Below are 12573 nucleotides of genomic sequence, written 5' to 3'. Positions count from 1 at the left end.
CGAGTGCATCTCGGCCGCCTCCTGTTGAACCTCGATCGCTGAGCACCGAAAGGTGCCGCATTAATGGGTGACGCGGATCACTTACGCTGTTGCGCGACCTGCGTAGCCTGATCCTCAAGCCATTCGCTTTGCGCATGCTCGAGGAGAACGCCGTGTCCGTTCCAAAATTTCGCGCTGTAACATCCGCCTGGAAATCCCTGCTCATGTCCGCGCTGCTGGGCCTGATGGCCTGGGTCGGCCCGGACTCGGCGTTCGCCGCCGGCAGTGAGCTCGACATCCTTCACACACCACCGCGCGCGCTGGCAGCTCCCTCACCGGCAAAAGAGAGCAACACGCCCGCCGCGATCCCTCAAGGAGCCGAGCCACGCGTCGCGCTCGTGATCGGCAATGCGAGCTATCAGAACGCGCCGCCGCTGGAGAACCCGGACAACGACGCCCATGCTGTTGCCAAGCTGTTGAACTCAGCCGGCTTCGAGGTGATCACGGCGACCGACCTGACGCAGAACGAGATGCTCAAGGTCGTCGAGGATTTCTCGAGCCGGGTGGCAGCACACGGCCCGAACACCGTGGCAATGGTCTACTACGCCGGCCACGGGGTTCAGCTCGCGGGCGAGAACTATCTGATCCCGATCGATGCCCGTATCTCAGCGCCCTCCGACCTGACGACGGGGACCATCCGTCTGGTGGACCTGATGGCAACGCTCGACGCCATCCCGAGCCGGATGCGGATCGTCGTGCTGGACGCCTGCCGCAACAATCCATTCCCTGCCATCAACGATGCCGGACGCGGACTTGCCATCGTCGACGCGCCGAACGGTTCGATCCTCGGATACTCGACCTCGCCTGGCGCGGAGGCGCTCGACGGGCGTGGCGAGCACAGCCCGTACGCGCAGGCGTTCCTGAACCTGGCGCGGCAGCCGAACCTGCCGATCGAGCAATTGTTCAAGCGCATTCGCCTACAGGTGAACCAGAGCACCGACGGACGACAGACGCCATGGGAAAGCTCCTCGTTGACCAGTGATTTCACCTTCTTCGGGGATACGCTGGTCGCGGCGGCGCGCCCTGCCGAGAACGCGCCGGTGATCCAGATGGCGGCCAACCTGCCCAGCCGGTCCGTGCGGCAGGCCTATGACTACGTGCTGTCGGAGAACCGTCCGCAATATTATCGCGAGTTCATCGAGCTGTATCCGCGCGATCCGCTCGCCGACCGCATCCGCGCACTGCTCGCCGGCCTCGTGCAGGCCACGGCCTGGCACCAGGCCGTGCTGGCGAATTCGCCGGCCGCCTATCAGAGCTTCCGTGAATCCTATGCCGACAGCCCATATGCGCCGGTCGCACTGCGGCTGCAGGGACAGCCTCGGCCCATCCCCGTGCTGCAACCGAGCCGTCTCATGATGCCACCGCAACTGGCACCGATCGCGCGACCGTTCAATCCCGGTCCGCAGATCCAGAGCCATCCAGCCCCGCAACCGACGCTGCCGGCCGCCACCGTGCCGCACGGACCGCTGCCGCCAACGGTGGTCACGAAAGGCAATGCCATCAACAACGCGGGTCCCAACAAGGTCGTCGATCCCGGGCCTATCGCTCAGACCAAGTTGCGCGACAGGATCGTGCCGCCGACAAATCCGCCTGTGGCTACGAAAATCCAGCGCGATCCACTGAAGCGCAGTCCTGGGCGGCCATTCGACGCCCGCGAAGTGCGGCGTCCCTTCCCCGGCAATTCCGGACCGTTCAAGCCGAACATCAACGCGTCGCATCCGTCGATGGCGCGTGGCCAAGGCGGGATGCAGGGCGGCCCGGCGCGGAGCACGCCGCACGTCGCGCAGTCCGGACTGCGGATGGGCGGCGGGGGATTTGCAAAAGGCGGCCTCAGCTTTCACTGAGGCTTGATCGTCAGGCGATCAGCCTGGCGTAGAGCTCAGCATCGACATTGCCGCCGGACAAAACGATCACCACCGTCTTGCCCGCCACATCCAGCCGGCCGGCCAGCAATGCTGCAAGCCCGACCGAACCGCCGGGCTCGACCACGAGCTTCAGCTCCCGGAAGGCAAAGCCGACCGCGCGCCCCACCTCCTCATCCGAAGCCTCGACCGCGGCCGACAGCAGTTGGCTGTTGATGGCGAAGGTGATCTCGCCTGGAATCGCCGCCATCAGCGCGTCACAGATGGTCCGGCCCTTTGCGTCGTGCGCCTCGCGGTGGCCGGCCCGTAGCGAGCGCGCATGGTCGTCAAAACCCTTTGGCTCGGCCACGACCATCCGGGTGTTGGGAAAGCGCGCCTTGACCGCGGTCGAGACGCCGGCAAGCAGTCCACCGCCCGAAGCCGGGACGATCACCAGATCCGGCGACAGGCCGAGCGCCGCGAGATCTTCGGCGATTTCACGACCGACGGTGCCCTGCCCTGCGATGACGTAGGGATCGTCATAGGGCGGCACCACCGTCGAGCCGCGCTTTGCTGCGATATCGCGCGCGATCGCTTCGCGGTCCTCGCGATCGCGATCATAGAGCACGACGTCGGCACCGAACGCCTTGGTGCGCTCGCGCTTGGCCGCCGGCGCATCCGAGGGCATCACAATCGTGGCGTCCATGCCCAGCAATGTGGCGGCATGGGCGACGCCCTGCGCATGATTGCCGGAGGAGAATGCGACGACGCCGTTGCCGCGCGCTGCTTCCGGGATCGACGCCAGCTTGTTGTAGGCGCCGCGGAACTTGAACGAGCCGGTCCGCTGCAGCACCTCCGGCTTCACGAAGACGTTCGCTTTGAACCGCTCGTTGAGCACGGGAGCCGGCAGCAGCGGAGTCCGCACGGCCACGGGCGCGAGGACGCGTGCCGCCGCCTCGATGTCGGCGGCGGTCACGGGCAGGATCGGGGAATGAGCTGTCATACCCCTATTTTACCGCGCCCGATTGCCGAGAGGCAAGGGAACCGGTGTCAGGCGGCGCGGGCGGCCAGCTGCGGAACCGGCGCGGGTTGCCGCTGCGGATCGGTCCAGGTCAGGATCTCGAAACGGCCGTCCTCGTGCTCGACCAGCGCCGTGCAGCTCTCGACCCAGTCGCCGCAATTCATGTAGCGAATGCCGTCCTGGTCGCGGATGACGGCGCAATGGATGTGGCCGCAGATCACGCCATCAGCGCCATGCCGCCGCGCCTCCGAGGCCAGCGCCGTCTCGAACGCGCCGATGTAGTTGACGGCGTTCTTGACCTTCTGCTTGGCCCATTGCGACAGCGACCAATAGGGAACGCCGAACATGCGACGGAAGAAGTTGACCAGACGGTTCATCTGGATGGCGAAGTCATAGGCCTTGTCGCCGAGATGGGCGAGCCAGCGCGCATTCTGCACGACCAGATCGAAGATGTCGCCGTGGATCACCAGATAGCGTTTGCCGTCGGTGCCGGTGTGCAAGATGTTCTCGACGACGTCGATGCCGCCGAAATGCGTGCCGTAATAGCCGCGCAGGAACTCGTCGTGATTGCCGGGGACATAGACGATCTTGGCGCCCTTGCGGGCCTTGCGCAGCATCTTCTGCACCAGGTCGTTATGCGACTGCGGCCAATGCCAGCTCGATTTGAGCGCCCAGCCGTCGATGATGTCGCCGACCAGATAGATCGTGTCGGCATCATGGTGACGCAGGAAATCGACAAGGAGATTGGCCTGCGAGCCGCGGGCTCCGAGATGAACGTCCGAGATGAACAACGTCCGAAAGCGCCGAGCCGGGCTTTCTTCACCAGCAGTCTCAAGTCCCATGCGCGCCCACCTAACAGTCCCTGATGACACCGCGATGACGAAACGCCGCACCGGCAGAACCCATCCTGCCGGACCGCGACCGGACACCGCTCGTTTGACGACTCGCGATGTCCCTCGTCACTGCCCCGCGATACCAGCGGGGTGCGACAATCAGGCGACAGGCGGGCAGCGCGAACAGGGAAAATCAGCCTCCTATCTCGGCACGGTGACGACGCGCAGATTGTTGGTGGTGCCGGTCTGCGCGAACGGAATGCCGGCGACGACGACGAGCAGGTCGCCGGCTTCAGCGAACTCCTCCTGCACGGCGAAGAAGGTCGCGCGCTCGACCATCTCCTCGTAGCTCTGCACGTCCTGCGACAGCACGCTGTGCGCGCCCCACAGCAGGCACATCCGCCGCGAGGTGTCCTCATTCGGCGTGATCGCCAGAATCGGCAGGCTCGGCCGCTTGCGCGCAACGCGCGAGGCCGAGGTGCCGCTCGACGTATAGGCCACGATCGCCTTGGCGTGGATCGCCGAGGCGAGATCGGCCGCCGCGGTCGCCACCGCATGCGGCGGCGTCTGCTCCTCGCCCGGCTGCGTCGCCTCGACGATCGAGCGGTACATCTTGTGGCCTTCGGTGGCCTTGATGATGCTGTCCATCATCGCCACCGCCTCGCGCGGATATTGCCCGCTGGCCGATTCCGCCGACAGCATCACCGCGTCGGCGCCGTCATAGATCGCGGTCGCGACGTCGGAGACCTCGGCGCGCGTCGGCGTCGGCGTCGCGACCATCGAATCCAGCATCTGCGTCGCGACGATCACCGGCTTCACCGCGAGCCGGCAGGCGCGCACCAGCTCCTTCTGCTTGCCCGGCACGTCCTCGTTGGGAATCTCGACGCCGAGATCGCCGCGCGCAACCATGATCGCGTCAGAGAGCTGGATGATGTCGTCGATCCGCTCCAGCGCCGCCGGTTTCTCGATCTTGGACATGATGCCGGCGCGGCCATTGATCAGGCCCCTCGCCTCCAGCACGTCGGACGGCTTCTGCACGAACGACAGCGCCACCCAGTCGACGCCGAGGTCGAGCCCAAAGGCAAGATCAGAACGGTCCTTGGCCGTCAGCGGCGATAGCTCCAGAATGGTGCCGGGCAGATTGACGCCCTTGTGATTGGAGATCGCGCCGCTGACGATCACCTTGGCCTCGATCCAGTCGTCGCCGAGGCCGGTGACGCGGACGCGCACGCGGCCGTCATCGATCAGAAGATCGTGACCGGGCGAGACTGCCGCAAAGATTTCCGGATGCGGCAACGGAATCGATGTCTTGTCGCCCTCGGTGCCGTTGAGAACAAATCGAATCGTCTCGCCGGCTTCGACCTGGATCTTCTTGTCGCGCAGCGTGCCGACGCGAATCTTAGGACCCTGCAGATCCATCAAGATGCCGATCGGCCGCTGCACTTCCTTCTCGAGGGCGCGGACCGCGGCATGGACCTTGGCGTGATCGGCCTGGGTGCCGTGGCTCAAGTTGAGACGAAAGGTGTCCACACCGGCGAGGAACAGCGCTTTCAGCATCTCCGGAGAATTGCTCGCGGGACCGACAGTCGCGACGATCTTGGCTCGACGGTGACGACGCATGATGTGTCCTTTCTCCTTAAGCCGTGTCTCGCGTCTCTATGACACGCATGTGATTGGCATGCGCGGACGCAGCGGAAGCGCTGATATACGCCCCGCAGCGTCCATTGCAAGCGCGACACGGAACACGCCAGAATTGTGCAAGAGAACAGCACGCCTCAGGCGTTGGAGCCGTGGATCGCGTCGATGACGGCGTCGGTCACCTGCTTGGTCGTCGCCGTGCCGCCAACATCGGGGGTCAGGATGCCGGCTGCACAGACTTTCTCGACCGCAGCCATCAGCCGCGCGGCCGCGTCCGTCTCGCCGAGATGCTCGAGCATTTGCGCGCCGGTCCAGAACGTCGCGACCGGGTTGGCGATGCCCTTGCCGGTGATATCGAACGCCGAACCATGGATCGGCTCGAACATCGACGGGAAGCGCCGCTCCGGATCGATGTTGCCGGTCGGCGCCACGCCGAGGCTGCCGGCCAGCGCGCCGGCGAGATCGGACAGGATGTCGGCATGCAAATTGGTCGCCACGATGGTGTCGAGGCTCTTCGGCTGCAGCGTCATGCGCACGGTCATCGCATCGACCAGCATCTTGTCCCAGGTCACGTCGGGGAATTCCCGCGCCACCTCGGCGGCGATCTCGTCCCACATCACCATGCCATGGCGCTGCGCATTCGACTTGGTGACGACGGTGAGGAACTTGCGCGGGCGCGACTGCGCCAGCTTGAACGCGTAGCGCATGATGCGGGTGACGCCGACGCGGGTGAAGACCGCGACCTCGGTGCCGACCTCCTCCGGCAGGCCGCGATGCGCCCGGCCGCCCATGCCGGCATATTCGCCCTCGGAATTCTCGCGCACGATCACCCAGTCGAGATCGCCGACGGCGACATTGCGCAAGGGCGAGGCCACACCGGGCAGGATCTTGGTCGGACGGACGTTGGCGTACTGATCAAATCCCTGGCAGATAGGCAGCCGCAGGCCCCACAGCGTGATGTGGTCGGGCACGTCGGGAGCGCCGACCGCGCCGAAATAGATCGCGTCGAACTTTTTCAGCTCCGCGAGTCCGTCGGCCGGCATCATCACGCCGTGCTTCTTGTAGTAGTCCGAGCCCCAGTCGAAGGTCTTGACGTTGAAGCTGATGTCGCCCGCGCGCTTGGCGAGTGCCTCGAGCACGCGGACGCCTTCGGAGATGACCTCGGGGCCGATGCCGTCGGCGGGAATGGCGGCGATGGAATGGGTGCGCATGAAAGAGCTCCGTTGATGAGGTCAGGACGGCGTGGCTGCTTGGGCCTTCGCACTTTGTGAACGTGACAGCAACAGGGTCAGCACCGCCGATACCACCAGCAGGCCGGCGACAAAATAGAGCCCGCCATTGAAGCTGCCGGTCTGGTCCTTGATCCAGCCGATCATCGCGGGACCGACGAATCCGCCGAGATTGCCGATCGAGTTGATGGTTGCGATGCCCGCCGCGGCGGCCGAGCCGGACAGGAACATGGTCGGCATGCTCCACAGCGGCGGCTTCGAGGAGGAGATGCCGACATTGACGAGCGTGAGCGCAGCGAGGACGGCGGCGACACTGGTCGACAGCCCGGCCAACCAGAGCCCGACGGCTGCGGCCACGCAGGCCAGCACGACGTGCCAGGTGCGCTCGGCGGTACGGTCGGAATGGCGCGCCCACAGGATCATGACGACCACGGCCACGGTCGGTGGCACCGCGTTGAGGAAGCCGACGGTGAAGGACGACAGTCCGAACTGCTTGATGATCTGCGGCGCCCAGACGCCGAGCGTGTAGAGGCCGGCCGAGGTGCCGAAATAGACCAGCGCGAGCGCCAGCACGCGGATGTCGGCCAGCCCGCGCCAGATGCTGTGGCTCGCGGTGGCGGCCTTGCTCGCCAGCTCGGCATTCATCGTGCGCACCAGCCAGTCGCGCTCGTCGTCGGCGAGCCAGCGCGCCTGCTCCGGACGATCGGTCATGTAGGCGAGCACGACGAAGCCGAGCAGCACCGCCGGCAGCGCCTCGATCAGGAACAGCCACTGCCAGCCCTTGAAGCCGAGAATGCCGTCCATCTCCAGCAGCGCGCCGGAAACCGGAGAGCCGAGAACCGTGGAGAGCGGCGCGGCGGCCATGAACAGCGCGGTGACGGCTGCGCGCTGGCGCGCCGGGAACCAGTAGGAGAGATAGAGGATGATGCCGGGGAAGAAGCCTGCTTCCGCAGCACCAAGCAGGAAGCGCAGCACATAGAAGCTCGTCGGTCCTTGCACGAACGCCATCGCGCCGGAGACGAGGCCCCAGGTGATCATGACCCGCGCGATCCAGATGCGCGCGCCGAACTTGTCCAGCGCGAGGTTGGAGGGGACCTCGAACAGGAAATAGCCCCAAAAGAAGATGCCGGCGCCGAACCCATAGGCCGAGGCTGACAGCCCGATGTCCTTGTTCATGGTCAGCGCTGCGAAGCCGACGTTGACGCGGTCGATGAAGGCTACGAAATAGAGCAGCATGATGAAGGGCACGATGCGCAACGTGATCCTGCGCAGCACGCGCGTTTCCAGCTCTCCGGCCATCGTCACCTCCCTGTCCCGTCTTGTCGTTGATCTGACAAGCGTAGGCGTCGAGCCAAGCCGGCTTCAATGCTCGCATCATTATACAAAAAAATGATATAATCCGGCCCATCACCTCTTCAGGACCCCACCATGGAATTGCACCAGCTCCGCTGCTTCGTGGCCGCCGCCGAGGAACTGCATTTCGGCAAGGCGGCGCAGCGGCTGCAGATGCTGCCCTCGGCGCTCGGACGCCAGATCAAGCTGCTGGAAGAAGACCTCGCGACGCCGCTGTTCGCCCGCACGACGCGCGCGGTGTCGCTGACCGAGCACGGCACGACCTTGCTGCGCGATGCCCGGGCGATCCTGGCCCGGGTCGAGGCGGTCGAAACCGGCTTCCGCCGCCGTACCCGAAGCACAAAGGCGCAGCGGCTGCGCGTCGGCGCCATCGACAGCGCGGCCGCCGGGCTGCTGCCGCAATTGCTGCACGATTTTCGCGAGCGGCATCCCGACATCGCGGTGCAGCTCACGGAGGAGAAGACGATCCGGCTGCTGCCCAGGATCCTGTCCGGCGCGCTCGACCTCGCCTTTGTCAGGCCGCCCGAGCGCACCGATATCAGGCTCGAATTCCGCGCGCTGCTCAGCGAGAGCGCCGTGGTGGCCCTGCCGCAGCGGCACCGGCTGGCCTCGCGTGCTGTGGTCTCGCTCGCCGACATCGCCGACCAGCCGCTGATCGTCCCGGACCGCCGGTCGCGGCCGCACAGCCACGACCTCACCATGAAGCTGTTCGCACAGGCCGGGCTGTCGCCGGCTATCGCGCAGTTCGCCGATGAGAAGCAGACCATCGTGCATCTCGTCGCCGCGCGGCTCGGCATCGCCATCGTGCCGCGCTGGACCTCGCGGCTCGCGGTCTCCGGCGTCCGCTTCGTGCCGCTGCGGATGACACGCGGCAGCACCGCCGGACGGCTTCCGCTCGCGGCCGTCTGGCTGCGCGGCTCGCGCGATCCGGCGCGCGAGGCCATGCTCGGCGTGCTCGACGCGAGGCTTGCGAAATACGCCCGCGGTGCCTGACCGCAAAATCCGCCGAACATCCTACCCCAGCGGCGCCTCCGCGACGTCGAGCAGCGCGCCGAGGCCATGGCGCAGGCCGCGCATCGGCTGCTGCTCCGACGACAGGCCGAAGGCCAGCAGCGATCGCCCGGTCACCGCGTAGACGTGGCCGAACGGGAACGACTGCGGCTGAGCATCCGGCTGGTTGGTGTCGAGCAGCGCCAGCCAATTGTGGCCTTCGGGCACGGACGGAAGCGTGAAGTTCACGACGTCGAAATGCGCGTTGTAGACCAGCAGGAGCGTCGCATCCGAGCCACGCCGCTTGACGCCGGTCTCCTGGGCGCGGCCGTCGAGCAGCATGCCGAAGCAACGCGCGTGATCGTCGGTCCACTGCTCCGTCGTCATCTCCTCGCCCGACGGGTCGAGCCAGGTCACGTCGTTGACGCCGAGGTCCTCATTGTGCGAGCCGATCAGGAAGCGGCTGCGATAGAGGATCGGAAACGCCTTGCGCATGGCGATCAGCTTGCGCGTGAATTCGCGCAACGCCCGCCCCTGCGGCGTGATGCCCATCCAGTCGAGCCAGGTGGTCTCATTGTCCTGCGCATAGGCGTTGTTGGTGCCGTTCTGGGTATGGCCGAACTCGTCGCCGGCAAGCAGCATCGGCGTGCCGTGCGACAGCAGCATCGTGGCGAGGAGATTGCGCTTCTGCCGCTCCCGCAACGCGGTGATCTCGGGGTCGTCGGTCGGTCCTTCGACGCCGCAATTCCAGGAGTGGTTGTTGCTGTGGCCGTCGCGATTATCCTCGCCGTTGGCCTCGTTGTGCTTGTCGTTGTAGGAGACGAGGTCGTTGAGGTTGAAGCCGTCATGCGCGGTGATGAAGTTCACGCTCGCCCAGGGCCTTCGGCCGCGCTTGTTGAACAGGTCGCCCGAGCCCGAGATGCGCTTGGCGAAATCGGCGAGCGTGCCGCCGTCGCCCTTCCAGAACGCCCGCGCGGTGTCGCGGAACTTGTCGTTCCACTCCGCCCAGCCCGGCGGAAACTGGCCGACCTGATAGCCGCCCGGACCGATGTCCCAGGGCTCTGCGATCAGCTTGACGCTGGACAGCACCGGGTCCTGACGACAGGCATCCAGGAAGCTGCCGCCCTCGTCGAAGCCATAGGGCTCGCGCGCCAGGATGGTGGCGAGGTCGAAGCGGAAGCCGTCCACCCGCATCTCGGTCGCCCAATAGCGCAGCGAGTCCGCGACGAGCTGCAGCACGCGCTGGTGCGACAGGTTCACCGTATTGCCGGTGCCGGTGTCGTTGATGTAGTAGCGTTTCTGGTCCGGCATCAGCCGGTAGTAGCTGGCATTGTCGATGCCTTTGAACGACAAGGTCGGCCCGAGCTCGTTGCCTTCGGCGGTGTGGTTGTAGACCACGTCGAGGATCACCTCGATGCCGTTGGCGTGGAACTGGTTGACCATGGTCTTGAATTCGGTCGCGAACGGCGTCTTCAGATAGCGCGGCTCCGGCGCAAAGAATCCGATCGAATTGTAGCCCCAGTAGTTGCGCAGGCCCTTTTCGACCAGATAGCTGTCATCGATGAAGGCGTGGATCGGCAATAGCTCGGCCGAGGTGATGCCCAGGGAGCGCAGATAGGCCGGAATGTCCTGGTGCGCGAGACCGGCGAAGGTGCCGCGGTCGGCTTCGGGCACCATTGGATGCAGCTTGGTGAACCCCTTGACGTGCATCTCGTAGAAGATCGTCCGCTCCCACGGAATTTCCGGCTTGCGCGAGCCTCCCCAGGTGAAGGCGGCATCGATGACCCGGCACTTCAGCATCAAGGGCGCACTGTCTCGGTCGTCGAACGACAGATCCTTGTCGGCATGATCGAGCCGATAGCCGAACAGCTCCGGCCCCCAGCGCAGGTTGCCGACGAGCTGCTTGGCATAGGGGTCGATCACGAGCTTGTTGGGATTGAACCTGTGACCGGCGTCCGGCTCGTAGGGTCCGTGCACGCGATAGCCATACACCGTGCCGGGCCGCGCGGCCGGCAGGTAGCCGTGCCAGACCTCGTCGGTGTATTCGGGCAGCTCGATGCGCTCGAGCTCGGTCTCGCCGGTGTCGTCGAACAGACACAGCTCGACCTTGGTCGCATGCGCGGAAAAGATCGCAAAGTTGACGCCGAGCCCGTCCCAGGTGGCGCCGAGAGGAAACGGACGGCCTTCGCTGATCCTGGTCTTGCGCAGATTGAACGCCGCCTGCGTCAAAGCGTCACCGAGGTCGGTGCGTTGGTCCATCCTTTGCCCCCTTCGTCCGAGTCCCCAGATCGATTGCCGGGGGTCTCGATGATCAGCGTCGATGGCTAGGTTGCCGCTGGCGTCTCGTCCGGCACGATGACTTCCGCCTTGGTCTCGGTCACCGTCACCGAGGCGATCACAGCTCCTTCCGGCGCAGCCTTCGCGGCCCGCTGCTGCGCGACTTCCTTGGTGATGGCTGCGATGGAGTTGCCAATGCGTTCGACCATCTCGGTCAATTCCCCGGGCGACATCTTCAGCCGCTTGGTCACCACGCGGACCTGGGCCTGATCGGTCATGTCGAGCTTGTTGCGGGACGGCTGAATCTTCGGACGGCGCATCGGGAGTCCTCCTGCATGCCAGCTAACCTTGGCTGCGGAATTTGGTTCCCGCGACGGGCTCCCTCCCCCCCTGGGCATCGCCATGAAGACGTGCGTCACTGCTCTCGCGGCGCCATGCGCCCGAGTGATGTCATCGGTGTTGCCCCCTGATCAGGCAGAGGGCGCAGGGAATGCCGGGAGCTGGCCGCCCCCATGGCCCGCCTGCAGAAAAAAAGCAGGCGGCAGTCACCACAGGTTCAGCCGAGACATCCCGGCATTCCCCGCGCGATGGTTTTCACGCTTACTTCGCGATCTCCCCGGTGTCCGGCTTGGTAGCCACCGTCGCCCTCGGGATCATCGCCCGACGACTTGGCGCCAGCATCGGGGCGCCAGGACCACGCGACTTCGCGTCCGCAAGCTGCCGTTCGTCCGCGCGGGTCGCCCCACGCTGCGGCATCCTGCAGCCACCGCATCCCGCACCCAACGTTCCGTGACGATCGCGAAGCGCCCCTCTCGAGGAGCACGGGATGGCGACAATCAAGCATGTATTCTGAAAAATAGCAATCGATTTATTTTTCTCAGAACGAAGACCGGATCCAATCAGCCGAGCAAACATCGGATGGCACGTGCCAGCTCCGTTGAAGCTTGGGGTGTTGTCAGATCGCAATCGGCGCCTACCGGGGAGGCCGACGGCGGCTTGGCTCAGACGGGCGTTGTGCATAGGGGTTCGGCAAGCACATGGCCGAAAGGCCCGCAGCCCCCGCTCTACACGCCTCCCACGACCGATACTGGCACGAGATTGTGCTGGAACCGCCCCATTCCCATGTCTGGAGGCACACCGGATCATTGCCATCGAACCGTTGAGCTGCGGCTGGAGCGGTTGCAAGCACGATGATCGAAGTCATGAGGAGAAGCGCGCGCATCATCACACATCATGGCATGAGGCTGACCAATCCGAAAGGGTGTGCCGCGGCCACGTCCACGCGGGCTTGATCGGCAGGCGCGGCGGGTTTCGGTATTCGCGTCGTCGGGTGACCATCTCTTGCTCCACGG

At 65.4% G+C, this 12573-nt stretch carries 10 protein-coding genes; 2 read left to right on the top strand and 8 right to left on the bottom strand.

Annotated features, from left to right (window positions below):
- The first annotated feature begins 203 nt into the window (after positions 1-203).
- On the top strand, positions 204-1883 hold the full coding sequence (locus QX048_RS29440) for a caspase family protein (protein WP_315828166.1): 1680 nt from the start codon (positions 204-206) through the stop codon (positions 1881-1883).
- 10 nt (positions 1884-1893) lie between these two features.
- Here the strand turns inward: QX048_RS29440 and QX048_RS29435 are convergent, their stop codons facing one another.
- The 5 genes from QX048_RS29435 to QX048_RS29415 form a co-directional block, all read right to left on the bottom strand.
- Complete coding sequence (locus QX048_RS29435; RefSeq protein ID WP_315828167.1) at positions 1894-2883, bottom strand: threonine/serine dehydratase; 990 nt, start codon at positions 2881-2883, stop codon at positions 1894-1896.
- A 47-nt stretch (positions 2884-2930) separates the two neighbouring features.
- Complete coding sequence (locus tag QX048_RS29430) at positions 2931-3743, bottom strand: UDP-2,3-diacylglucosamine diphosphatase (protein WP_315828168.1); 813 nt, start codon at positions 3741-3743, stop codon at positions 2931-2933.
- A 192-nt stretch (positions 3744-3935) separates the two neighbouring features.
- Positions 3936-5354 carry a pyruvate kinase gene (pyk, locus tag QX048_RS29425; protein WP_315828169.1) on the bottom strand — a complete coding sequence of 473 codons (1419 nt, stop codon included), beginning with the start codon at positions 5352-5354 and terminating at the stop codon, positions 3936-3938.
- A 155-nt stretch (positions 5355-5509) separates the two neighbouring features.
- A complete protein-coding gene (locus QX048_RS29420; RefSeq protein WP_315828170.1) occupies positions 5510-6583 on the bottom strand; it encodes a tartrate dehydrogenase in 1074 nt (357 codons plus the stop codon).
- Between the two features lie 21 nt (positions 6584-6604).
- Positions 6605-7900, bottom strand: coding sequence for a D-galactonate transporter (locus QX048_RS29415; RefSeq protein ID WP_315828171.1), 1296 nt, complete (start codon positions 7898-7900; stop codon positions 6605-6607).
- 129 nt (positions 7901-8029) lie between these two features.
- On the opposite strand from QX048_RS29415, the gene QX048_RS29410 reads away from it, so the two are divergent.
- Positions 8030-8947 (top strand): LysR family transcriptional regulator, encoded by a 918-nt coding sequence (locus QX048_RS29410; protein ID WP_315828172.1) that lies wholly within the window; start codon positions 8030-8032, stop codon positions 8945-8947.
- Between the two features lie 21 nt (positions 8948-8968).
- Here the strand turns inward: QX048_RS29410 and glgX are convergent, their stop codons facing one another.
- From glgX to QX048_RS29395, 3 genes are all read right to left on the bottom strand, one after another.
- Positions 8969-11203: a glycogen debranching protein GlgX gene (gene glgX, locus QX048_RS29405; RefSeq protein WP_315828173.1), complete on the bottom strand. Its 2235-nt coding sequence runs from the start codon at positions 11201-11203 to the stop codon at positions 8969-8971.
- A gap of 65 nt (positions 11204-11268) precedes the next feature.
- Positions 11269-11541 (bottom strand): DUF3606 domain-containing protein, encoded by a 273-nt coding sequence (locus QX048_RS29400; RefSeq protein ID WP_315712707.1) that lies wholly within the window; start codon positions 11539-11541, stop codon positions 11269-11271.
- Positions 11542-12194: 653 nt separating this feature from the next.
- Positions 12195-12443 (bottom strand): DUF3551 domain-containing protein, encoded by a 249-nt coding sequence (locus tag QX048_RS29395; RefSeq protein WP_410052185.1) that lies wholly within the window; start codon positions 12441-12443, stop codon positions 12195-12197.
- Positions 12444-12573 lie beyond the last annotated feature (130 nt).

Origin of the sequence: Bradyrhizobium sp. SZCCHNS30572, from assembly GCF_032484415.1 — a bacterium.
In the GTDB taxonomy this organism is placed as follows: Bacteria; Pseudomonadota; Alphaproteobacteria; order Rhizobiales; family Xanthobacteraceae; genus Bradyrhizobium.
This window is presented reverse-complemented; position numbering and strand designations above follow the sequence as displayed.

Coding starts and splice junctions, on each gene's coding strand:
- pyk (WP_315828169.1), bottom strand. CDS start 5,354: ATGCGTCGTCACCGTCGAGCCAAGATCGTCGCGACTGTCGGTCCCGCG.
- QX048_RS29395 (WP_410052185.1), bottom strand. CDS start 12,443: ATGCGCGCGCTTCTCCTCATGACTTCGATCATCGTGCTTGCAACCGCT.
- QX048_RS29435 (WP_315828167.1), bottom strand. CDS start 2,883: ATGACAGCTCATTCCCCGATCCTGCCCGTGACCGCCGCCGACATCGAG.
- QX048_RS29410 (WP_315828172.1), top strand. CDS start 8,030: ATGGAATTGCACCAGCTCCGCTGCTTCGTGGCCGCCGCCGAGGAACTG.
- QX048_RS29400 (WP_315712707.1), bottom strand. CDS start 11,541: ATGCGCCGTCCGAAGATTCAGCCGTCCCGCAACAAGCTCGACATGACC.
- QX048_RS29430 (WP_315828168.1), bottom strand. CDS start 3,743: ATGGGACTTGAGACTGCTGGTGAAGAAAGCCCGGCTCGGCGCTTTCGG.
- QX048_RS29420 (WP_315828170.1), bottom strand. CDS start 6,583: ATGCGCACCCATTCCATCGCCGCCATTCCCGCCGACGGCATCGGCCCC.
- QX048_RS29415 (WP_315828171.1), bottom strand. CDS start 7,900: ATGGCCGGAGAGCTGGAAACGCGCGTGCTGCGCAGGATCACGTTGCGC.
- glgX (WP_315828173.1), bottom strand. CDS start 11,203: ATGGACCAACGCACCGACCTCGGTGACGCTTTGACGCAGGCGGCGTTC.
- QX048_RS29440 (WP_315828166.1), top strand. CDS start 204: ATGTCCGCGCTGCTGGGCCTGATGGCCTGGGTCGGCCCGGACTCGGCG.